General features: G+C 70.4%; 17 protein-coding genes. 13 read left to right on the forward strand and 4 right to left on the reverse strand.

Features of this window, described 5'->3' with window-relative positions; translation table 11 throughout:
* Positions 1–36 precede the first annotated feature (36 nt).
* Both IPG72_09455 and IPG72_09460 read right to left on the reverse strand, forming a co-directional pair.
* Positions 37–804: an efflux RND transporter periplasmic adaptor subunit gene (locus tag IPG72_09455; protein ID MBK6769212.1), complete on the reverse strand. Its 768-nt coding sequence runs from the start codon at positions 802–804 to the stop codon at positions 37–39.
* 71 nt (positions 805–875) lie between these two features.
* The gene (locus IPG72_09460; GenBank protein MBK6769213.1) at positions 876–2,015 is read right to left on the reverse strand and encodes an ABC transporter permease; all 1,140 of its coding nucleotides are present in this window, start codon (positions 2,013–2,015) and stop codon (positions 876–878) included.
* Between the two features lie 145 nt (positions 2,016–2,160).
* Between IPG72_09460 and IPG72_09465 the strand changes: the two genes are divergently transcribed.
* Both IPG72_09465 and nuoF read left to right on the forward strand, forming a co-directional pair.
* Entirely contained in the window at positions 2,161–2,793 is a 633-nt protein-coding gene (locus IPG72_09465) for an NAD(P)H-dependent oxidoreductase subunit E (protein ID MBK6769214.1), read from the forward strand.
* A 98-nt stretch (positions 2,794–2,891) separates the two neighbouring features.
* The gene (nuoF, locus tag IPG72_09470) at positions 2,892–4,151 is read left to right on the forward strand and encodes an NADH-quinone oxidoreductase subunit NuoF (GenBank protein ID MBK6769215.1); all 1,260 of its coding nucleotides are present in this window, start codon (positions 2,892–2,894) and stop codon (positions 4,149–4,151) included.
* A 60-nt stretch (positions 4,152–4,211) separates the two neighbouring features.
* On the opposite strand, the gene IPG72_09475 is transcribed toward nuoF, so the two are convergent.
* Complete coding sequence (locus IPG72_09475; protein ID MBK6769216.1) at positions 4,212–4,490, reverse strand: hypothetical protein; 279 nt, start codon at positions 4,488–4,490, stop codon at positions 4,212–4,214.
* A 155-nt stretch (positions 4,491–4,645) separates the two neighbouring features.
* Positions 4,646–7,207, reverse strand: a complete 2,562-nt coding sequence (locus IPG72_09480) for a M20/M25/M40 family metallo-hydrolase (protein ID MBK6769217.1) — start codon at positions 7,205–7,207, stop codon at positions 4,646–4,648.
* A 392-nt stretch (positions 7,208–7,599) separates the two neighbouring features.
* Between IPG72_09480 and IPG72_09485 the strand changes: the two genes are divergently transcribed.
* From IPG72_09485 to IPG72_09535, 11 genes are all read left to right on the forward strand, one after another.
* On the forward strand, positions 7,600–9,951 hold the full coding sequence (locus tag IPG72_09485) for a hypothetical protein (protein ID MBK6769218.1): 2,352 nt from the start codon (positions 7,600–7,602) through the stop codon (positions 9,949–9,951).
* Positions 9,952–10,144: 193 nt separating this feature from the next.
* On the forward strand, positions 10,145–11,119 hold the full coding sequence (locus tag IPG72_09490; protein ID MBK6769219.1) for an alpha/beta hydrolase: 975 nt from the start codon (positions 10,145–10,147) through the stop codon (positions 11,117–11,119).
* An 87-nt stretch (positions 11,120–11,206) separates the two neighbouring features.
* Complete coding sequence (locus tag IPG72_09495; protein MBK6769220.1) at positions 11,207–11,575, forward strand: cupin domain-containing protein; 369 nt, start codon at positions 11,207–11,209, stop codon at positions 11,573–11,575.
* A 153-nt stretch (positions 11,576–11,728) separates the two neighbouring features.
* Positions 11,729–12,301 carry an isochorismatase family protein gene (locus IPG72_09500; GenBank protein MBK6769221.1) on the forward strand — a complete coding sequence of 191 codons (573 nt, stop codon included), beginning with the start codon at positions 11,729–11,731 and terminating at the stop codon, positions 12,299–12,301.
* Between the two features lie 199 nt (positions 12,302–12,500).
* Positions 12,501–15,356 (forward strand): NADH-quinone oxidoreductase subunit NuoG, encoded by a 2,856-nt coding sequence (gene nuoG, locus IPG72_09505; protein ID MBK6769222.1) that lies wholly within the window; start codon positions 12,501–12,503, stop codon positions 15,354–15,356.
* Positions 15,356–16,393, forward strand: a complete 1,038-nt coding sequence (nuoH, locus tag IPG72_09510; protein ID MBK6769223.1) for an NADH-quinone oxidoreductase subunit NuoH — start codon at positions 15,356–15,358, stop codon at positions 16,391–16,393. Before nuoG ends, nuoH begins: the two co-directional genes overlap by 1 nt.
* Before the next feature lie 24 nt (positions 16,394–16,417).
* Complete coding sequence (nuoI, locus tag IPG72_09515; protein MBK6769224.1) at positions 16,418–16,999, forward strand: NADH-quinone oxidoreductase subunit NuoI; 582 nt, start codon at positions 16,418–16,420, stop codon at positions 16,997–16,999.
* A 59-nt stretch (positions 17,000–17,058) separates the two neighbouring features.
* The gene (locus tag IPG72_09520; protein ID MBK6769225.1) at positions 17,059–17,577 is read left to right on the forward strand and encodes an NADH-quinone oxidoreductase subunit J; all 519 of its coding nucleotides are present in this window, start codon (positions 17,059–17,061) and stop codon (positions 17,575–17,577) included.
* Positions 17,574–17,894: an NADH-quinone oxidoreductase subunit NuoK gene (gene nuoK, locus IPG72_09525; protein ID MBK6769226.1), complete on the forward strand. Its 321-nt coding sequence runs from the start codon at positions 17,574–17,576 to the stop codon at positions 17,892–17,894. Before IPG72_09520 ends, nuoK begins: the two co-directional genes overlap by 4 nt.
* 38 nt (positions 17,895–17,932) lie before the next feature.
* Positions 17,933–20,386: an NADH-quinone oxidoreductase subunit L gene (locus IPG72_09530; GenBank protein MBK6769227.1), complete on the forward strand. Its 2,454-nt coding sequence runs from the start codon at positions 17,933–17,935 to the stop codon at positions 20,384–20,386.
* A gap of 9 nt (positions 20,387–20,395) precedes the next feature.
* Positions 20,396–22,045, forward strand: coding sequence for an NADH-quinone oxidoreductase subunit M (locus IPG72_09535; protein MBK6769228.1), 1,650 nt, complete (start codon positions 20,396–20,398; stop codon positions 22,043–22,045).
* The last annotated feature ends 89 nt before the right edge of the window (positions 22,046–22,134 follow it).

Genomic DNA, 22,134 nt, shown 5'->3' on the forward strand with positions numbered 1-22,134 from the left:
ACGGCAGCCCTCCGCTCCGGCGGTCCAAACAGCCCCTCATTCGTCTTCGTCGAACGTCACGTCGGCCGGCATGCCGGGCTTCAGCCGGTCGCGCTTGTTGGTCACGCTGAGCCGGACGCCGTACACCGTGGTGCGCCGCCCGGCGGCGGTCTGGACGTTGCGCGGCGTGAACTGCGCGGTCTCGTCGATGTGGACGACGCGCGCGTCGAACGTCTGGGTCGGGAACGCGTCGACGCGCAGCTCGGCGGTCTCGCCGAGGTCGATCCGGCCGTAGCGGTCCTCGGCGACGTACACCGTGATCGTCAGGTCGTCCGTCCGGCCGAGGACGAGGAGCGGCGCGCCGGGCAGGGCGACCTCGCCCGGCTGGATCGCGCGGGCCAGGACGACGCCCGTGATCGGGGCGCGGAGCGTGAGCTTGTCGAGCTGGACGTCGAGGACGTTGAGCGCCGCCGCTGCGGCGGCGACCTGGCGCGCCGCCGGCGCAGGCGGTGGCACGATCGCCTGCGCCGCGTCCCTGGCGATGTCGAGCGCCAGCTGCGCCTGCGCGCGCTGGGCGTCGAGGAGCGCCGTGTCCAACCGCACGACGACGTCGCCGACCGCCACGTCATCCCCCTCGTCGACTTCGACCGCGACGACGCGGCCGCCGATCTCGGCCGCGACGTCGACTTCCGTCACTTCGATCGTGCCCGACGCCTCGAGTGCCGCCGCATCACCCGTGCCGTCGCGCCCGAACATCCACCACGCCGCGCCCGCGACCACGGCGAGCGCGACGATCGCCACGGCAGTCTTCGCATTCGTTTGCATATCGCCTCCAAGTCCCATCCGACTTGTCGTGTCCGCCCTCGCAGGGGTGGTCGGTGGTGAGTGATCCGTGATCAGTCGAGCCGCTTGTGGAACCGAAGCGCCGCCGCGCCCATGATGACGACGGCGAAGACGGTCAGCGCCGCGATCTCGGGCCAGAGCGCCGCGGCGCCGACGCCCTTCAGGACGATGCCGCGGACGATGATGAGGAAGTAGCGCAGCGGGATCGCGTAGCTCAGGAGCTGGAGGAAGGGCGGCATCGCCGCCAGCGGGAAGAAGAAGCCGGACAGGAAGATGCTCGGCAGGTTGAAGAAGATCGCCGTGATCGTCGCTTCCTGCTGGGTCGAGCTGATCGTGCTGATGAACAGTCCGATGCCGAGCGTCGTGACGAGGAAAAGGCCGGCGAGGACGAGGAGGAGCGGCAGGCTGCCGTTGATGGGCACGCCGAACAGCAGGACGCCGGCGACGAGGATCTCGACCATGTCGATGAAGGCGATGACGACGTACGGCGTGAGCTTGCCGACGACGAGCTCCCACGGGCGGATCGGCGTGACGATGAGCTGCTCGATCGTCCCGCGCTCGCGCTCGCGGACGATCGCGGTGGCGGTCAGGATGATCGTGAGGAACTGCAGGATCAGGCCGATGAGCGCCGGCACCATGTAGTAGGCGCTGACGAGGTCGGGGTTGTACCAGACCTGGGTGCGGACGTCGATCGCCGGACCGGCCATCGAGGCCGCCGCGGCGCCGCGCCGGGCGAGGCGCTCGACGGTCAGCTCCGTCGCCTCGGCCTGCCCGGTGAGCCGCGCCGCGGCCAGCGCCGTGCTCGCCACCGTCGGGTCGCTGCCGTCGATGACGAACGCCACGGCGGCCGTCTCGCCGGCGACGATCCGGCGGCCGTAGCCGGGGGGGATGATCAGTCCGGCGCGCGCCTTCCCACGGTCGATGAGGTCGCGCAGCTCGGCCTCGGAGTCGGCGTCGAAGCGCACCCGGAAGTAGTCCGCCGCCTGGTACGACGCCACGAGCGCCCGCGACTGCGCCGACCGGTCGCGGTCGACGACGGCCAGGTCGATGTTCCGGACGTCGTTGGTGGCGGCGTAGCCCAGCAGGAAGAGCTGGACGACGGGCATGGCGAACGTCAGAGCCAGCGTCCGCGGGTCGCGGACGATCTGGATGAACTCTTTGCGGATGACGGCGCGCAAACGGGGGTTGAACATGCGGCTTGGCCCGGCGCTCGGGAACACGACTTCGGTTCTGGCGCGGGGTGGGGTACCGGCGCGGCTATTGTACAGCAGATTGGATGGTATCATCGCGCCATCCGCCGCGCCGCGTTGCCGCAGCGCCGTGTCTTGGAGCCGTCCGATGCCCGAACCCGCCGCCGTGTCGCTCGCTGTGCCGCCCGCCCTGCCGCCCGCCGACCGCCTCCAGCGCGCCTTCGCCGCCGAGATCGCGGCCGCGGTCGCCAAGTACCCGGCCGGCAGGCAGGCCTCGGCCGTGCTCGACCTCCTGTACTTGGCCCAGTCCGCGTACGGCCGGATCACGACCGAGTCGATCGAGGAGGTCGCGAACCTCCTCGAGATGGACCCCACCCAGGTGCGCGGCGTCGTCGGCTTCTACTCGTTGTTCAAGGAAGAGCCGCACGGCCGCATGGTCGTGCACTATTGCACGGACCTGCCGTGCGCGCTGCGCGGGGCGGAAGCGTTCCTGCCGCGCGTCTGCCGGGCGTTCGGCGTCGCCAAGGCCGGCGAGACGAGCCCGGACGGCCTGTTCTCCGTCGAGGAGGCGATGTGCCTCGCGGCGTGCGATCGGGCACCGATGATGCAGGTGAACCTGTCGTACTTTCATGACCTGACGGACGAGCGACTGGACGCGATCGTCGCTGACCTGAGGGCAAGGGCCGCATCGGGCGGGTCGATCGGGCCGCCGTTTGGGTTCGGCAGCGTGCGTGACGTCGCGGCGGCACACGAGGCGAACGAGGCGCACGGAACGCCGTAGGATCGCACGTCCGTCATCGAACCGTCGTCCGGGGTGGCCGGCACGCGATGTTCGCAATCCACTCGCGCCTCGGCGCGATCCTCAGAGGCCAGACCGCCATGCCCGAGCAACACGTCGTCCTGCGCCACCGCGCCATCCCCAACCTGGATCGCCTCGACGTCTACGTCGCGAACGGCGGCTATGCCCAACTGAAGCGCGCCGTCACGCAGATGACGCCGGCCGAGGTGATCGACCTCGTGAAGCTGAGCGGGCTGCGCGGCCGCGGCGGGGCCGGCTTTCCGACCGGGCTCAAGTGGTCGTTCGTGCCGGCCGGGATCGACAAGCCGCGTTATGTCGTCGTGAACAACGACGAGAGCGAGCCGGGGACATTCAAGGACCACGAGATCACGCTCTCGAATCCGCATCAGTTCATCGAGGGCGCCGCGATCGCCGCGTACGCCATCGGGGCGCGCGACGTCTACATCTACAGCCGCGGCGAGTTCTGGGACGAGATGGCCCACTTGAAGGCTTGTATCGCCGAAGCGCGCGCGGCCGGTCATCTCGGGCCGAACCTGCACGGCACGGACTACGGCGTCGAGGTCCACGTCACACCCGGCGCCGGCGCCTACATCTGCGGCGAAGAGACGGCGCTGCTGAACTCGCTCGAGGGCGAGCTCGGCCAGCCGCGCCTCAAGCCGCCGTTCCCGGCGGTTGCCGGCCTGTACGCCTGCCCGACCGTCGTGAACAACACCGAGACGCTGGCGAACGTGCCGCAGATCCTCGAGCGCGGCGCGGAGTGGTACAAGGCGATCGGCACGGAGAAGAGCCCCGGCACGAAGATCATCAGCGTCTCGGGCCACGTGACGCGCCCCGGCAACTACGAGGTCCCGCTCGGCACGCCGTTCGCCGAAGTGCTGGCGATGGCGGGCGGCGTCTGGCAGGGGCGGGCGATGAAGGCCCTCCTGCCCGCCGGCGCCTCGGCGCCCGTCCTGTCGGCCGACGTCGCCATGGGCATGAACTGCGACTGGGAGAGCGTCGCCGCCACGGGCTCGATCCTCGGATCGGCCAGCTTCATCGTCCTCGACGAGACGACGGACATGGCGTGGGTGGCCTACAAGACCGTCCGCTTCTTCCAGCACGAGTCGTGCGGCAAGTGCTCGCCGTGCCGCGAGGGGACGTTCTGGATGAAGCGGATCCTCACCCGCGTCGTGAACGGCGAGGCGACGGCCGCCGACATCCCGCTGCTGGGCGATGTGGTCCGCCAGATCGACTCGAAGTGCTTCTGCCCGCTGGGTGAGTTCGCGTTGTCCGCGCCGCGGAGCACGTTGGCGCAGTTCGAGGGGGATTATCGGGCGCACGTCGACGCGACGCAGCCGTAACGACAGAAGCGCCGTTGGTCCCGGTCAGACCGTGACTACGATCTCGGTTAGATCGCCGGCCTAGGACACGATCACCTGCTGCAGCGGCTGGATGTCCGGCTCCCCGACGTCGATACCCAGCTCATGGAGAATCGGCATCAACACGGCGCCGAACATCTCGAACTGCGCCATCGATTCCCAGACCTCGAACACGGACAGCTTGTCGCCCGTGCCGTAGCAGGCATGGTAGCGGCGGCCGCCGGGATTGGGGCCGCCAAGGACGGCCTCCAGCCGCGCGAGGGCCCGTTCGTATGTTGCGGCGTTCAGCGAAACGGGGTGAAATAGGATGGCGATCGGCATGGGAGTCGTCCCTTTAGTGGTTGGCGCGCGCGGTCATCGTGGGGCATCCGTCCCGGACCACGACCGCGCGGGCCGGAAGACGCAATCATCGTCCGCAGACGCTCAATGCGCCAACCACGACGCGGTCGCCGGAATTGGTGATCGCCTGCGAACCATCAGCGCCCCATCCCTCCCCACGGCAACCACACCCCCGTGACGGCCGCGCCCGCCAGCCGGACCGTGGCCGGTGCCGGGAGCCGGGTCCCCGCGGCGTCGTACGTCCCGGTCGCGCCGTGATCGATGCGGAAGACCGGCGGGCCCGAGCCGCGCAGCCTGCGGAAGCGGATGTGGGCGATGCGCCCCGTGCCGGTCGTGCTCACATCGGCACCAGCCGATCCGAACGAGATCACTCCGGGCGCGAGGACGGGGCCGAGGACGAGGCTGTTCTGCGGCACGAAGTCGCCGCTCTCGACGCGCATGATCGCGAGCGCCAACGGGTCATAGGACAGCGTCACTTCGGAGGCGGCCATCCCGGCGGTGTCGACGGCCACTGCGATCACCTCGTCGGGCAGCTGGGCGACGGAGGCCGAGGGCTGCATGCCCGCCATGGGCCGGGCGCCGGCCGGTTCGTTCACACGAGCGTCGATCGATGGCTGCGCGGCCTCCAACGCTTGGCGGCCCGGCTGTGAAGGGAGCGGCAGCGCTCGACGGCTCGTGAGCGCAAGCAGTTTGGTATTCGCCGCCGACCACGTCGCGTGGGCGGCGGCGTCGGCCATCTCGTCCAGGATCGACAGGTTGATGTTCGTGATCGTGTCACACGGCGCGTGATAGCACGGGTCCATCGGCGCGCCGGCCGTGCCCTTGTAGCGGCTGGCCTGCTCCGGCGTCATCATCATGTTGTGACCGGTGAACAGCCCGCTGGCCGGGATGCCCACCCAATCGAAAGCGTCGGAGTCGAGAGAGCCGACGATGGGCGTCTCCTCGTACGGCACTCCCCGGCTCTGGAACCAGCGGCCGAAGAGCGCGGAGAGCTCGTCGCTGCCATCGGGCGCGTTCGTGGCCGGGTAGACGTCCCGCATCGGGTTGACGGACCCGATCATGTCGAAGTTTAGGTACGCGATGATCCGGTGGTGCTCCGTCGGCGAGAGGCGCTCGAGGTAACGCCGTGCGCCCCATCCGCCAACCTCTTCCGCGCCCCAGAGCGCAAACTTCAGGCGGTGCCGCGGCCGTAGGTCGAGTCGGGCGACTTGTCGGGCGATCTCCACGACCGCCGCGGCGCCCGAACCGTTGTCGTTGATGCCCGGTCCGCTCCGGACACTGTCCAGGTGAGCGCCGATCATGACGACGGAATCGTCGTCGCTGAACGGCCATTCGGCGACGATGTTGTCCTCGCGATCGATCGCCGCCGCCGCTTCCGCCTTGATGTGGACGCGCACCGTCGTGCCGGAGCGCACGTGCCGCACGATCGCCTCGCCAACGCCGAAGCGCGTCGCGAAGACCGGGATCGCGAACACGCTCGGCCCGAGCGTGATCGGAAACGGATCGGTGCGGTCTGGCTGGCCCTCGTTGAAGATGAAGGCCGCGACGGCGCCTTGTGACACCGCGTTGAGGGCCTTTTGGGAGACATTGCACGTGCCGCGCTGCATCAACGCCACGGCGCCGCGGGGGAAGCCGTCGAAGTCCTCGCGCTCGCAGCCGCTCGTCGAGCTGCTCTCGGGAGCCGGGGGAACCGTGACATCGACGGGCACGATGTCGGCCGTGACCTCGCCGCCGCCCGAGAAGGCCGCCTGCCGGAAGTCGATCCCTGGCACCAGCGCGACGGCATCGGGCGAATGCACCTCGATGACGGCCGGCAGCGGCTCGACCGCACGCAAGCGCTCGAACGCGCTGCGCACGTCCCGATAGCCCGCGTCCTCGAGCACGGCCGCCATGTACCGCACGGAGGCGTCGTACCCGGCCGTGCCGGCCGCACGGTTGCCGGCGTTCGCGTCCGCCGCGGCCTGCAGCGCCTCCAGGTGCCCACGGATCGGTTCGATCGCGACCGCCTCGCGCAGCGCCGCGGAGTCGACCGCCTCGAGCGGTCCGCAGCGCCGTCCGGCACGCCCGGCGACCGCCTGCACGTCGGCCGCGCCGATGCGGCCGTCGTGATCGAAGTCGAGCGTCGGGTCGTACCCGCCCTCGCCGCGGCGCGCCGCGAAGCGCGAGGCGACGACGTCGACTTCGTACGGGTGCACGAGGCCGTCGGAATCGAGATCGCCCCGGCAGCCGACGTACGTGGCACCCGCGTTGGGCGTGACGCGCGTCATGTCGCCGCCGGCCCAGGCATACAGCGTCCGTTCCTCGACCGTCACCGGCGCATCCGTTTCCGTCGCCGCCCGGACATACAGGCGGGCCGCCATGCGCATGCCGTCCACCGCCGCGATCGGCACTTCAACGGTGACGGGCACCCGCGCGCTGGCTCCGGGCTGGAGCAGGCGTCCGGGCCCGCTGCGAACCGGCCACGCATTGTCGCCGCCCACCGGGTCGACCGCGACGCCGACGACATGCGGGGCGTCCAGGTTGTTCGAGATCGTGACCGTCGTCGTGATCACCGCCAGCGGCGACGTGGCGAAGAGGCTGCCGATCGGACCCGGCACAGGCTGTTGGGCGAGCGAGCGCGGCGCCTGCGGCTGGGCGTCGGTTCGCCTCTCGGCGCCAGGCGGGCGACTCAATGCCGGGTCGGTCCCCGTGCGGGGCATACGGACGTATGGTGATGACCGGTCCGCGCGGCTCGGCGCAGCCCGCAAGAGGAGCGCGGCGGTGACAACGCACGCTGCGACCGCTGCGGTGGCGCGGCCGGTTCGCGATCGGCGAGCAAGGGCGAGGCTGGACATTGCTGGCTCCTGTCGATGAGGGCTGCGAGGTGCCTCGGGAACTGCGGCGCAGGGGACGGACCACCTGTCGCCGTGCGCCCAGGATGATAGAGTGTCCGCGCTTCGCACAACGGCTGGACGTGAAAGGACGGGACGCTATCCTTGCTGACGCACGGCAGGCCGCCCGTCCACGCGGCGCCTGCTCCGCACGCAAGCCGGGTCGAGGATCGAACGCCGCACGGCCGAACAACCGCCACTACATCGAGGAGTCCACGCACATGATCCGATGCCGCCACCGCGTGTTCCGGCGCCCGAACGTCGTCGCGCCCATCACCGCCATCTGCGCCGCCGGGCTCGCCGGCGCCATCGTCTTCGCGGCGCCCGCCGCCCCCGGCCAGCCTGCCGCCGGTGCGGCAGGAGCGACCCATGCGATGCACTCGACCCACTCCGCCGACGCATCGGCCGCCACCGACGAGCCATGGACCGTCGCGCCCGTCGACTCTCTCGGCGGCACCGTGAACGACATGGCCGTCGATGAACAACGCCAGCTGGTCTGGGCCGCTCAAGGCCCGCACGTGATCGCGATTGACATGCACGATCCGTCCGCACCGAAGATGGTCGGGCGGTCGGCGATGCTCGACGAAATCGTGACCGCTTTGGCGGTGGACGGGACGACAGGGGTGGCGCTGATCCGATCTCACTCGAGCCAGGACCCTGAGGTACTCGTCACGCTTGACCTGTCGGACCCGACCGCGCCGCGTGCCGTCGCCAGCATCGCGCTGGACAGATATGGGATCGGCGGACAGACGGTGGTCGCCGACGGCATGGCGTTCGTCGGTCACGTGTCGATCAACGATCCGGTTGAGCCGGTCCAGTCCCGCCGCCGGCTGGTCGCGATCGACGTCCACGACCTGAGCGCGCCGCGCATCGTCGACGACAACATGGTTCCGGCACCAGGCGATGTGTACGACATCAAGCGGGTCGGCGACGTGTTGGCCGCGACCGCCGTCGAGTGGCCTGCGCCCGGGCAACCGGGACGTCCCGTCTTCCGCCTGCACCTGTTCGATCTCGCCGTTCCCGGTCATTTGAGACCGGCGGCGATGATCCTCGACCCATCGTGGTACCACCTGGGCACGGGTCCGGGCGCCGACCGCGGGACGACCCTCTACGGTTACGGCAAGGAGGGGGGCGTCGTCGCCCTGGACATCGCCCAGCCCGACGCCCCGCGCGAGATCCGGCGTTGGCCGGCCGCGGCCGAATGGGACGGCGACATCTACGCGGCGACGTCGATTCGTCCGACCCTGCTGATCGACGAAGCGGGCGTGCCGTTCCTCGTCACGCGGGAGACGACGGGTTACTACAAGGTGAGCGCCGTCGACGTGACTTCGGAGGTGGGCGGACAACGGTCGTCCTACCTGATTCCCACCTCGCCGTGCGCCGCGGCGATGAGCGGTCGATACGTCCTCGTGGCCGAGATGAGCGGCGACATCGGCATCGTCGACACCCAGGCGCTGACGCCGGAGGCGAGCTCTGCCGCCAGGGTCGGCTCGATTCGCACGCTCGGCATCGTCACGATGCTCGCGATGCGCCGGGATCGACCCGATGGCCTGCTCTACGCATCCGGCCGGCGGGGCGGGATCACGGTGCTCGACCTGGAGCGACCGTACGATCCGTCGGTCATCGGCCGCTACGTCGACGGCGCGTCGCGCGATGTCCTCCAAGTAGCCGGCGGCATCGCGGCGTCCGGGCGGGATGGGTGGCGCGCGGGTGTACCCGATCCCACCTTGGATCGGCTTGACGTCATCGACCTGACCGATCCGCGGGCGCCGCGCCGGCAGGCCACGTACAGTGACGGACGGTTCGCCCGCATCGCCGTCGCGCCCGATGCGACGTGGATCGTGCACGGCCGGTACTTCGGCGCGGGCGACCAGCCGCCGCTCACGTTCTCCCCCGCCGCGGGGCCGTCGGGTGGATCCGAGACGGCGCTGCCGCTCGACGTCCGGCTCCTCGACGGCGCGACGGTCGGCGGCCGGTTCCTGTCCGTGGGCACCTATCCGCCGAGCGCCACCGCCTGCACGAGCAACCGCCTCGCCCTCTGGGACGTGCCGGACGCCAGCGGCCCGGCGCGACGCATCAGCCACCTCGACGTGAGCCCGTGCAAGGGCGAGGCGAAAAACCTTCGTGTCGCGGTCGCCGGCGACATCGCGTACGTCACCCAGGTGCTCGAAGCCCCGTCGTGGCCCGGAATCGGCCGGTCGCAGATGTTCGTCGTGAGTGTGCGCGACCCGTTGCGCCCGCGAGTCATCGCCCAGCTTCCGATCTCCAACACGGCGAACGAGCTGATCGAGCACGGCGGCTATGTGTTCGCCTCGGTCGGCTGGGGGGGCGCCACGAACCACGCGCACATCACCATCATCGACGTCCGCCGTCCGACGGCGCCGCGCGTCGTGGGTTCGCTGCCGGACCTGAGCGGCGCCGTAGCGGTGAGCGATGGGCGCGTCTACGTTTCGAACGGCACCGCCGGGGTGTGGGTGTTCGAACCGCCCATCGACTGGTCGCCGCTGCCGCCGGCGGACGCGCGGATTGCGCTGCCTTGGTTGGGGGCAGGGGCGATGATCGGCTCGCCGTAGGCGTCGGCGTGCCGGTGCTCGTGCTCGACGTGCAGACGGAGTGGATCCCGCGCATGAAGCGCTTGACGACGGCGAGAGGGAGCGCGGCCGCGCGTAGTCGCCCCATCTGGTTGACGCTTTTGGCTGCGCACGCAGACGCGAGGAATGCAAATTGTCGAACGTGAACGGAACGCCGCACCCATCATCCCGCGCCTTGCCCAAGCGCCGGCGCGTCCTGCGCTGGATCGGCCGGGGCTTGGCCGCGGCCGTGGGACTCGTCGTCGTCCTCGGGACGGCCGGCGCGATCTACGAGTCGTCCGCCGAGGCCGCCGACCTACAGGCGTATCCGCCGCCCGGCCGGATGGTCGACGTCGGCGGGCACCGTCTCCACATCCACTGCCTGGGCACGGGCAGTCCGACCGTCGTGATCGACGCCGGGTGGGGCGGCTGGTCTGCGTCCTGGAGCAGCTGGGTGCAGCCGGATGTGGCCAAGACCACGCAGGTCTGCACCTATGATCGCGCCGGCATGGGCTGGAGCGAGCCAGGTCCGCTGCCGCGAACGGCGGAGCACTTCTCCCGCGAGCTGCACATCCTGCTGCAACGCGCCGGTGTGGAGGGTCCATTCGTGCTCGTTGGGCACTCGATGGGCGGCCTGACGATGCGGACATTTGCCCATGCCTATCCGGCGGACGTGGCCGGGGTGGTGTTGGTCGACTCGATGAGCCCGAGCCAGGCCAAGCCGGCCGTTCCGGGGGCGCCGCCGCTGGCGGCCGCGCCCCCGAGCAAGCTGTCGATCCTCACGCTGCCGGCGCGGATCGGCGTGCTGCGACTGATCTCCGGGTCGCCAGCGGCGTCCGGCGTGTCACCGGCGGTGGCGAACGCCTACACGGCCTTCTCGGTCACGCCGCGCTCGGTGCAGACGACGCTGGATGAAGGCATGGGATTGCCCGAGAGTTTTGCTCGGGCGGGCGCCATCACGAGCCTCGGTGCCGTACCGCTGATCGTCCTGTCGCGCGGCTTGGATCGCGAAGCGGACTGGGACCGGTGGCAGACCGAGCTGCTCGACCTATCGTCCAACAGCCGGCAGTTGATTGCGGATACGAGCGGCCACAACGTCGAGTTGGACCAGCCGGCGGCCGCTGTTGCGGCCATCGTGCAGATCGTCGAACAGGTTCGCAGCGGGTCGTAGCGTGTGTGGCTGGGCCGGAGCGACATCGCCGCACGCGCGCGCCGGGCCTGCGACCGGCAAGCCTCGCAAGGAGCAAGGAGCCTGGAGATGACCCGCAAAGTCAACCTATCCGCCGCCTTCGCCCGCTTCTCCGACCCCTGGAACCCGAAGATCGCCGGCGACATCAACGACATGCAGATCAAGCTCGCCAAGTTCAAGGGCGAGTTCCAGTGGCACCACCACGACGATGAGGACGAACTCTTCCTCGTCCACAAGGGGCGCATGCGCATGCGCTTCCGCGACCGCGACGAGATTGTCGAGCCGGGCGAGTTCATCATCGTGCCGCGCGGCGTCGAGCACTGCCCCGCGGCGCTCACCGAGGAGTGCGAGGTCGTGCTGATCGAGCGGAACACGACGCTCAATACGGGCAACGTCGAGAGCGAGCGGACGGTGCGGGCGCTGGAGCGGCTTGCGTGAGCGGTGCGCCGTTGGCCGGCGCCTCGATCGCTCTAGGGACGATTGACCCGGGTGCAGCAGCGGCTAGACTTCGCGTCCGGACGGAGTGATCAGCGAGCATCGTCCTTCCGATCCTGACGACAGCAGCCGAGGCCCTGAGCCATGGAGACGATCATGACCACCCTGCCCGACCGTCCCGACACCGCCCTGCTGGTCGTGGACGTGCAGAACGAGGTCGTGGCCAACGCCTATCGCCGCGACGAGGTGATCGAGAACATCCGCACCCTGATCGAACGAGCCCGCGGCCTGCGGGTGCCGGTGATCTGGGTGCAGCACGCCGACGACAACATGCCGGAGGGCAGCGACGGTTGGCAGTACGTGCCTGAGCTGCAGCGGCAGGGTTCCGAGCCGCTGGTGGGCAAGCGGTACGGCGACGCCTTCGAGGACACGAAACTGGAGTCCGAGCTGAACCGGCTGCATGTCGGGCGGCTCGTCGTTGCCGGTGCGCAGACGGATGCCTGCATACGGGCGACCCTGCACGGGGCGTTCACACGCGGCTACGACACGCTCCTGGTTGCCGACGCGCATACCACGGAGGACCTGTCGGAGTACGGGATGCCCCCGCCCGACAAGGTCATCGCCCACACGAACATGTACTGGACGTGGCAGGACGGTCCTGGGCGTACGGCGTCCGTGGTCGAAGCGGCCGACGTTGACTTTCAGGCGGGGGAGCAGGGATCGTCGTAACGCCTCCGCGGCGCACGGCTCCGGCCGGGGCGGGGGCGTAGGCCGCCGACCACTCGACCGAGAACGGGACAACCCCGCCCCCAACGTGCCTCCCCCCCCATTCCGTATACAATAGCGCCCGTCCGCCCGCTCCCCGGGCCACGCCCTCACGCCCCATCGACCGCGCCGGCGCCCGCGTCCCGGCCACGCACAAGCGGCCATGGCCACGAACGGTTCCGCCCCCAAGCTCGTCCACGTCGTGATCGACGGCCGCCCGGCCGCCGTTGGCGCCGGCACGAACGTCGTCGACGCGGCGCACGCGGTCGGCGTCGAGATCCCGATCTTCTGCCACCACCCCAAGCTCGTGCCGGTCGGCATGTGCCGGATGTGCTTGGTCGAGGTCGGCACGCCGGGCGTCGATCCGGCCACGAAGGCGCCGCTCGTCGACGACGCGGGGGCGCCCGTCATCAAGTACTTCCCGAAGCTCATGGCCGGCTGCACGACCGTCGTCAGCGAGGGCATGCACGTCCGGACCGAGACGTCGGCCGTCACGGAAGCGCGCGAGGCCGTGCTCGAGTTCCTGCTCACCAGCCACCCGCTGGACTGCCCGGTGTGCGACAAGGGCGGCGAGTGCCCGCTCCAGAACCTGACGATGCGCTACGGCCCCGGCACGAGCCGCTTCGTCTGGGGCGAGAAGTTCCATTACCCCAAGCCCGTGCCCATCGGCCCGCTCGTCGCCCTCGACCGCGAGCGCTGCGTCCTGTGCGCCCGCTGCATCCGCTTCGAGGACGAGATCGCCGACGACCAGGTCCTCGGGTTCGAGAACCGCGGCCGCGGGATGGAGATCGTCAGCTTCTCCGATCCGCCGCTGGACTCGGTCTTCAGCGGCAACACGACGGACGTCTGCCCCGTCGGTGCGCTCACGACGGCCGACTTCCGGTTCGAGTCCCGCGTCTGGGAGCTCGAGAGCCGCCCGGCCATCTGCCCGCACTGCGCCGTCGGCTGCAACGTCAGCTACGACACCCGCCATGGCCAGGTCCTGCGCGTCATGCCCCGCGAGCACGACGCCGTCAACGAGATCTGGCTGTGCGACAAGGGCCGCTTCGGCCACGGCTTCACGACGCCCGACGGCCGCCTGACGGACCCGCTCGTGCGCGACGCCAACGGCCGGCTCGTCGCGACGACGTGGGACGATGCCCTCACCCGTGCCGCCGAAGCGCTCAAGCTCGCGGCCGCGGCCGATGGCCCCGCGGCCATCGGCGGCGTGGCCGGCGCGACGCTCGCGAACGAGGACGCCTACGCCTTCGGCCGCTTCCTGCGCGCCGTCGTCGGCACGAACAACGTCGACCATCGCCCCAAGGTGATCGCCGACGACAGCGTGCACCGCTTCGGCGCCGGCGCCGACACGATCGTCCACGCGCTGGGCGCCGGCCACGCGATCGTCGTCGTCGGCCTGGACGCCGAGGCCGAGGCGCCGGTGCTGTTCCTCAGCCTGAACAAAGCCCGCCGCCAAGGCGCGGCGCTCGTCACGCTGTCGACCGCGCCGCAGAAGCTCGACCGCCACGCGGCCCACCTGCGCGCCGTGCCGGGCGCCGAAGCGACGCTGCTGGCCGCGCTCGTCCGCGCCGCCCTCGAGGCGGCGCACGAACCCGTCGAGGGCGCCGCCGCGCCAAGCGCCGCGGCCAAGTCGCTCGCCGATCGCTTGGCCGATCACGGCCCCGCCGCCGTGCACGGCGTCCACCCGGTCGATCCCGACGCCGTGGCACAGGCCGGCAAGGCCCTCGCCGCGGCCGACACCGTCCTGTGGGTCTACGGCCAGTCGGCCGTCGATGCCGGCCTCGTGCCGCTGATGGCCGCGTACGCCGCCGCCACCGGCCGGCACGGCCGCGCCGGCGCCGGGTTGGTGGCCGTCGGGCGGCACGCGAACAGCCAAGGTGCGGCGGACATGGGCCTTGCCCCCGACCGCCTGCCCGGCCACGCGCGCGTCGACGACGCGGCGGCGCGCGAACGGCTCGCCGCCGTCTGGCCGTCGCTGCCGTCCGCCGAGCCCGGTCTGGACGCACGGGCGATGCTGGCCGGGGGCGTCCGGGCGCTGTACGTGCTCGGCACGGACCCCGTCGGCGACGACCCGACGCTCGACGTGCACGCGAACGGCGTCCGAACGCTGATCGTCCAGGACCTCTATTTGACCCCGACGGCCGAGCAGGCCGACATCGTCCTGCCCGCCCAGTCGGCGGCGGAGCGCGACGGCACGTTCACGTCCTTCCTGCGCCGCGTCCAGCGCACGTACGCCGCCGTCGACCCGGTCGGGCATGCCCGCGCCGACTGGAAGGTGCTGCGCGATCTGGCGGCACGCTACGGCGACGCCGAGGCGTTCGGCACGCCGTCCGACGTGTTCGACGAAATTGCGCGCGCCGTGCCCGCCTACGCCGGCCTCAGCTACGCCGCGCTCGGGCCTTCGTCGCGAACGGCCCCCAAGGACGTCTTCCTGCCGTTCGCCCCGCTGACCGAGGCGCGCGCGGTGAGCTACATCGGCACGCGCTACGAGAACCGACACGGCATCGGCGCGGCTTGGCTCACGCCGGCCGAGGCGGCGTTCGTCGAAGGTGACACGGCGGAGCATGAGGCCGTCGCTGCCGACGTTCCCGTTGACGCCTTCGCCGCCGACGCCCTCGACCGCGCGTCGGACGGCGACCTCGTCCTGATCCCGACCACGATCCTGTTCGACACCGGTCGCCTCGTCGCCTCGTCCACCGTTCTCCACCCCCTCGTCCCGCGCCCCCACGTCGCGTTCAGCCCATTCGACGCCCTCCAGCGTGGCCTCGTCGAGGGCGGGCGCGTGCGGGTGACGGGTGCGGGCGGAACGTTCGAGGCCGAGGTCGTCGTGCAGGACGGCGTGACGCCGGGCACGGCGCTGGCGCCGGAGAGCCTCGGCGTCGCGGTCCGCGCGGCCGTCGGCGGCGGGCGGGCGGGGCGGGTGCGCGTCGAGTCGATCGCCCCTGGCAACGCCGACGAGGCGTTGGCTTCGACGTTGCCCACGGCGACCACCGCCCTCGCTCCCCCGGGACCCGCGTGATGGACGCCATCGATCTCGCCATCGTCGCCGTCAAGTGCCTCGTCATCGTCGCATTCCTCTTGACCGGCTTCGCCTACACGACGTTCCTCGAGCGCAAGGTGATCGCCCGGATGCAGCAGCGCCTCGGCCCGAACCGCGCCGGGCCGCTCGGGCTGCTCCAGCCGGCGGCGGACGGGGTGAAGCTGATCTTCAAGGAGAACATCACGCCCGTCGGCGTCGACCGCTTCGTCTACTTCCTGGCCCCGATCGTCAGCATGGTCGTGGCGATCATGGCCTTCGCCGTGATGCCGGTGGCCGATCCCGTGACCGTGACACTCGGCGGGCAGGCGCGCGAGATCCGCTTCCAGCTGGCGGACTTCAACGTCGCGCTGCTCTACGTCCTCGGGATCACGAGCCTGGCGGTGTACGGCCTCGTGCTGGCCGGCTGGGCGTCGAACAACAAGTTCGCGCTGATCGGCGGCCTGCGCAGCGCGGCGCAGATGGTGAGCTACGAGCTGGCGATGGGCGTCGCGCTCGTCAGCGTCGTCCTCGTCGTCGGCTCGCTGTCGATGAACGACATCGTCGACTGGCAGGTGGCCAAGGGCCTGCCGCTGATCGTCCTCCAGCCGGTGGCGTTCGGCATCTATGCCATCACCGCCATCGCCGAGACGAACCGCGCGCCGTTCGACTTCCCGGAAGCCGAGCAGGAACTCGTCGCCGGCTACCACACCGAGTACACCGGCATGCGGTTCGCGCTGTTCTTCATGGCCGAGTACATCAACATGATCACCGTCAGCGGCCTGGCGGCCACGCTCTTCCTCGGCGGCCACCACCTTCCGTTCGTCGAGCGCTTCACCGGCAACCTGCCGTGGTTCGTCGACATCGGCGTCTTCCTGGCCAAGGTGTTCGTCGCCCTCTTCGTCTTCATCTGGATCCGCGCCACGATCCCCCGCCTGCGTTACGACCGCCTGATGGCGTTCGGCTGGAAGGTCCTGTTGCCCATCTCGCTGGCAAACCTGGCCCTGACCGCCGTCGTCGTCGCGTTCATGGCGCGATAGGAGGCGACGATGTTCGACAACCTGATGCACCTCGCCCGCGGCATGGGCGTCACGTTCGGGACGATGTTCAAGAAGCCGGTCACGATCGCCTATCCCGAGGTGAAGCGGCCGGTTTCCGACCGCTTCCGCGGCCGCCACGAGCTGAAGCGCTATGACAACGGGCTCGAGCGCTGCATCGGCTGCAGCCTTTGCTCGGCGGCCTGCCCGGCGGACGCGATCCTCGTCGTACCGGCCGAGAACCGGGACGAGGAGCGCTATTCGCCGGGCGAGCGCTATGCCGCGGTCTACGAGATCAACATGCTGCGCTGCATCTTCTGCGGCTTCTGCGAGGAGGCCTGCCCGGTGGATGCGATCGTCCTCGAGCACGAGTACGAGCTGGCCGCGTACGACCGCCGCGAGATGCTCTACACGAAGTCGATGCTCCTCGTCCCGACCGCACCGGGTACGCCCGTGACACCACAGGACACGCGGGGCCGCGACATTCCGTTCCGGATGGGTGGGATGGACTACTTCAAGACGCCGCTGGAAGTGAAGCGGGCGGCGTCCATCGTCGATCCGGCCGCCGTCGCGATCACCGCCGGCCCGTCCGCGGGAGCCGGCGAGTGAGCGGCCTCGACCCGGCCTTCCTCATCGTCGGCGCGCTGGCCATCGTCACCGCGGTCGGGATGATCCTGGCGAAGAACGTCGTCCACAGCGCGCTGTTCATGGTCGCGCACTTCGGCCTGACCGCCGTGCTCTACCTCCTGCTGAGCGCCCCGTTCCTGGCCGCTGCCCAGCTGATCGTCTACGCCGGCGCGATCATGGTCCTCGTCCTGTTCGTCGTGATGCTCCTCGGCCGCCAGGAAGCGCTCCTCGACGAGCCGATCACCGGCCAGCGCTGGCTCGCCTTCGCCGCGCTCGCCGTCCTCGGCGTCGCCCTCGTCCGCGTGGCCGCCTTCGGCGTCCCGGCCGCGCCGGACGGCGGCACCGCCGTCGTCCCACCCGGGTTCGGCAGCCCGGCGGCGATGGGCGACGCGCTCTACACGCAGTGGGTCCTGCCGTTCGAGGTCGTCAGCCTCGTGCTCCTGGTGGCGATGATCGGCGCGGTCGTCATCGCCCACTTCCAGCGGCGTCCGAGGAACGAGAAGGCCGACGGCGCGGCCATCGCCGCCGACGCAACCGACGTCCCGAGCCCCCGCGCATGATCCCGCTCGCCGCCGTCCTCCCGCCCGCCCAGCCGCTCATGCTGGCCGCCCTCCTGTTCACGATCGGTGCGGCGGGCGTGCTGCTGCGCCGCAACATCATCATCGTGCTGATGTCCGTCGAGCTCATGCTGAACGCCGTGAACATCACGCTCGTGGCCATCTCGCGCGCGATGCTCCAACTGGACGGCCAGATCTTCGTCTTCTTCAGCCTGACCATCGCCGCCGCCGAGGTCGCCGTCGGCCTGGCGCTCGTCGTCGCCCTCCACCGCTCGCTCGGCAGCAGCGACGTCGACGACGTCAGCAGCCTGCGCGGGTAGCGCGCGAACGCCCAGCTCGTCCCACACGAGGCGAATCCATGTCGATCGAAACGCTCCTCCCCTGGGTCCCGGCGCTGCCGCTGATCGGCTTCGTCACGCTCGTCTTCTTCGGGCGGCGGCTGGGTGGACGGTGGTCGGGGGTGCTGGCGACAACGTTCATCGGGGCAGCATTCGCCGTGGCCGTTGCCATCGCGCTGCAGGCTACGCCGAGCCTGCTCTGGCCCGAGCGCGTGACGACCAAGATGTCCACCGTTCAAGGAGACAGGCTCGAAGTTGAATTCGGACACGGCATCGACCCAAGCGCAGCGGTGTATCGCACCACCCTCTGGACATGGATGACCGTCGCCCCCCAATACGACCTCACCGTCGTCACCCGCCCCGTCCGCGCCGGCGAGCCCGTCCCCGCGGACGCCGTGACGACGATCCGCCTGCCGCAGGCCCGCATCACGCACGACCTCGAGCTGTTCGCCACGTCGCACCGGATGTTCACGCCCGAACAGGCGATCGGCCGGGTCGCACGCGTCGACCTCCTGCCGATCGGCCCGGACGCGCCGCTGAACGGCGATCGCCTGCTCGCCGAAACGACGCTCATGCCCGACCCGGAACGCATGGACACGGCCGCCGGCCTGCCCGAGCGCCCGCTCGGCTACGTCGTCGACGTCGCCCTCCAGCTCGACGCGCTCAGCCTCCTGATGATCCTCATCGTCACCGGCGTCGGCTTCCTCATCCACCTCTACTCCATCGGCTACATGGCCCACGACGCGGACCGGCCGCGCTACTTCGCCTACCTGAACCTGTTTGCCTTCAGCATGCTCACCCTCGTCCTCGGCGCGAACTTCCTCGTGCTGTTCGTCGGCTGGGAGCTCGTCGGCGCATGCAGCTACCTCCTCATCGGCTTCTGGCACAAGGATCCCGCCAACGCCTCGGCCGGCCGCAAGGCCTTCATCGTCAACCGGATCGGCGACGTCGCGTTCCTCGTCGCCATGATGCTGATCTTCACGACGTTCGGCTCGCTCGCCTTCGCCGACGTCCTGCCGCGGGCCGCCGACCCGCTCGTCCTCGGCGGCGGCGTCGCCACGCTCATCGCCGCCCTCCTCCTCATCGGCGCCACCGGCAAGAGCGCCCAGGTCCCGCTCTACGTCTGGCTCCCGGACGCCATGGCCGGCCCGACGCCCGTCTCCGCGCTCATCCACGCCGCCACGATGGTGACAGCCGGCATCTACATGATGGCCCGCGCGCACGTGATCTTCGACCACGCGCCGTCCGTCCTCGTCGCCGTCGCAGTCGTCGGCGCCGTGACCGCTTTCGGCGCGGCGCTCATCGCCCTTGTCCAGTCCGACATCAAGCGCGTGTTGGCGTACTCCACCGTCAGCCAGCTGGGCTACATGTTCCTCGGCGTCGGCGCGGGCGCATACGCCTCGGGCGTGTTCCACCTGATGACGCACGCCTTCTTCAAGGCGCTCCTGTTCCTTGGGGCAGGCAGCTTGATGCATGCGATGGAGCACGGGTTCCATCACGGGCAGGACGGCGGCCACAGCGCGGCGTCGTCAGGTGAAGCACACGGCAGCGGCCACGACGTCGCGTCGTCCGACGACGATCACGACGGCGCCGCATTTCCCCCCGGTCCGCCCGCCGCCCTCGACGGCATCCCCCCCGAACAAGACCTCCGCCACATGGGCGGCCTGCTCCGCAAAGCGCCCGTCACCGGCTGGACGTTCGTCATCGGCGGCTTGGCGCTCGCGGGCGTCTTCCCGCTGGCCGGCTTCTGGAGCAAGGACGAGATCCTGCACCACGTCATCGGTCGCGCGGGCGAAGGGGGACCGATCTGGCTCGTGCTCTTCGCGCTCGGCCTCGTCACCGCCGGCCTGACCGCGTTCTACACCGGCCGCCTGCTCCTCCTCGCCCTCTTCGGCCGCCCGCGCTCCTCCGGCGCCGCCCACGCCGCCGATTCGCCGCGCACGATGACCGTGCCGCTCGTCGTCCTGGCCGTCCTGAGCATCGTCGGCGGGCTACCTTGGCTCAGCGGCCCGCTGGCCGAGGCGCTCGGTCCCGTCCTGAGCGTCGCCGGGCACGTCGTCGACTCGGCGCACGAAGCGGGGCCGAGCGCGCTCACGCTCGCCCTTATCGCGTCGGCCGTCGCCCTTGGCGGCCTCGCCCTGGCCTGGGCGATGTACCGCCCCGGCACGCCCCTCCTCGACCCGGCGCGGTGGGCGACGTCGATGGCGGGCGTGTACCGCACACTGCGCGGCAAGTTCTACGTCGACGAGCTGTATGCCTGGGCGATCGTCCGCCCGTTCACGCGCATCGCCGATTTCCTGTGGCACCGCGTGGACGACGGCGTCGTCGACGCGGCGGTGAACGCCGTCGGGCGCGGGGCGGTGGCGCTCGGGCAGGGCTCGCGGCGCTGGCAGACGGGGTACGTGCGGACGTACGGGCTCGGGATCGTCCTCGGGGCGGCGGCGTTGGCCGCGTGGCTCCTCTGGCTCGTGTGAGGTCGACGCATGCTGTTCAACACGTCCAACGCGCTCGGCTTCCCCGTCCTCAGCCTGACGCTGTTCCTGCCGCTCGTCGGCGCGCTCGGCCTCCTGCTGCTGCCGCGCCGCCACGACTCGCTGTACGTCGCCTGGGGCACGTTCGTCGCCGCGACGACCACCGTGCTGGCCGGCATCCTCTGGTTGAGCTACGAGGTCGACTGGCCGTTCACGACGACGCTCGCGAACTTCCAGTTCGCCGATCCGGCGCGCGGACCGCTGCCGTGGCTGCCGGGCGGCGTGACGTACCAGGTGGCCGTCGATGGGATCGCCGTCGTCCTCGTCTTCCTGACCGCCCTGCTCACGACGCTCGCGCTCGCGTTCAGCCTCGGCAGCGTTCGAACACGGGTGCGTGAGTACGTCGCGCTGCTGCTCGTCATGGAGACCGGCGTCATCGGTGTCTTCGTTGCCATGGACCTCTTCCTGTTCTACGTCTTCTGGGAAGCGGCCCTCATTCCCATGATGCTCCTCATCGGCATCTGGGGCGGCAAAGAGCGGCTGTACGCGGCCTACAAGTTCGTCGTCTACACCGTCGCCGGCTCGGCGCTCATGCTCGTGGCCATCGTCGCCGCCAAGGAACTGTCGAACGCCGCCTCGTTCCACTACTTCGATCTCATGCACGCCCTCGCGCCACTGCCCGGCGTCGGCGCTGCGCCGGGCATTCCCGTGCCGACGTCCGGCGCCGGGGCGTCGATCATCGCCCTCCTCGGCCTCGACCTCCCGCACGCCGCGCTTGCGATCCGAATCGCGATCTTCCTCGCCTTCGCCCTCGCCTTCGCCGTCAAGGTGCCGATGTTCCCGTTCCACACCTGGCTCCCTGACGCCCACGTCCAGGCACCAACGGCGGGCTCGGTCCTCCTCGCGGGCGTGCTGCTCAAGATGGGCACGTTCGGCTTCATCCGCTGGGCGATGCCGCTGTTCCCGGATGCCGCGATGACCGTCGCGCCGTGGCTCGTCGCGCTCGCCTTGGTGGGCATCTGGTACGGCGCCTGGGTCGCCTTCGCCCAGACGGACATGAAGAGCCTCGTGGCGTACTCGTCCGTCAGCCACATGGGCCTCGTGATGGTGGGCATCCTGGCGATCCAGCCCGTCGGCATGGCCGGCGGCGCCCTGCAGATGATCAACCACGGCCTCTCGACCGGCGCGCTCTTCCTGCTCGTCGGCATGCTGTACGACCGCGCCCACACCCGCGACATCGCCGCGTTCGGCGGCCTGTGGTCCGCCATGCCGCGCTTCAGCGCCGTCTTCCTCGTCGTCACGTTCAGCTCGATCGGCCTGCCGGGCACGAACGGCTTCGTCGGCGAGTGGCTGAGCCTGCTCGGCGCCTTCCAGACCCGCCCGCTGTGGGGCGTGCTGGCCGCGTTCGGCGTCGTCTTCGGCGCGGCCTACATGCTCCGGCTCGTCCAACGCGTCTTCTTCGGTCCCGCCAGCGAGCTGTCGCGTTCGATGCCCGACCTCACGGGGCGCGAGATGGCCATCCTGGCGCCGCTCGTCATCCTCATCTTCTGGATCGGCCTCTACCCCAAGCCCTTCCTCGCCCCGATCGAGGCCAGCGGCACGTCCATCGTCGAGACGATGCGGCAAGGGGTGGCGGAGGCGGTGGTGGGCATCGTTCCTTAACGGACGAACGCGCCCCCGGTCACGCCACAAGACCCGGAATCGTCGAACCCGCGCAACACACCAGCCCAAGCCGGTTCACGACAGGCGTG

Origin of the sequence: Candidatus Avedoeria danica (assembly GCA_016703025.1) — a bacterium.
In the GTDB taxonomy this organism is placed as follows: domain Bacteria; phylum Chloroflexota; class Anaerolineae; order Epilineales; family Epilineaceae; genus Avedoeria; species Avedoeria danica.

Coding starts and splice junctions, on each gene's coding strand:
- nuoG (MBK6769222.1), top strand. CDS start 12,501: ATGGCCACGAACGGTTCCGCCCCCAAGCTCGTCCACGTCGTGATCGAC.
- IPG72_09455 (MBK6769212.1), bottom strand. CDS start 804: ATGCAAACGAATGCGAAGACTGCCGTGGCGATCGTCGCGCTCGCCGTG.
- nuoF (MBK6769215.1), top strand. CDS start 2,892: ATGCCCGAGCAACACGTCGTCCTGCGCCACCGCGCCATCCCCAACCTG.
- IPG72_09520 (MBK6769225.1), top strand. CDS start 17,059: ATGATCCTGGCGAAGAACGTCGTCCACAGCGCGCTGTTCATGGTCGCG.
- IPG72_09460 (MBK6769213.1), bottom strand. CDS start 2,015: ATGTTCAACCCCCGTTTGCGCGCCGTCATCCGCAAAGAGTTCATCCAG.
- nuoH (MBK6769223.1), top strand. CDS start 15,356: ATGGACGCCATCGATCTCGCCATCGTCGCCGTCAAGTGCCTCGTCATC.
- IPG72_09495 (MBK6769220.1), top strand. CDS start 11,207: ATGACCCGCAAAGTCAACCTATCCGCCGCCTTCGCCCGCTTCTCCGAC.
- IPG72_09530 (MBK6769227.1), top strand. CDS start 17,933: ATGTCGATCGAAACGCTCCTCCCCTGGGTCCCGGCGCTGCCGCTGATC.
- IPG72_09500 (MBK6769221.1), top strand. CDS start 11,729: ATGACCACCCTGCCCGACCGTCCCGACACCGCCCTGCTGGTCGTGGAC.
- IPG72_09465 (MBK6769214.1), top strand. CDS start 2,161: ATGCCCGAACCCGCCGCCGTGTCGCTCGCTGTGCCGCCCGCCCTGCCG.
- IPG72_09480 (MBK6769217.1), bottom strand. CDS start 7,207: ATGCCCCGCACGGGGACCGACCCGGCATTGAGTCGCCCGCCTGGCGCC.
- nuoK (MBK6769226.1), top strand. CDS start 17,574: ATGATCCCGCTCGCCGCCGTCCTCCCGCCCGCCCAGCCGCTCATGCTG.
- IPG72_09535 (MBK6769228.1), top strand. CDS start 20,396: ATGCTGTTCAACACGTCCAACGCGCTCGGCTTCCCCGTCCTCAGCCTG.
- IPG72_09485 (MBK6769218.1), top strand. CDS start 7,600: ATGATCCGATGCCGCCACCGCGTGTTCCGGCGCCCGAACGTCGTCGCG.
- nuoI (MBK6769224.1), top strand. CDS start 16,418: ATGCACCTCGCCCGCGGCATGGGCGTCACGTTCGGGACGATGTTCAAG.
- IPG72_09475 (MBK6769216.1), bottom strand. CDS start 4,490: ATGCCGATCGCCATCCTATTTCACCCCGTTTCGCTGAACGCCGCAACA.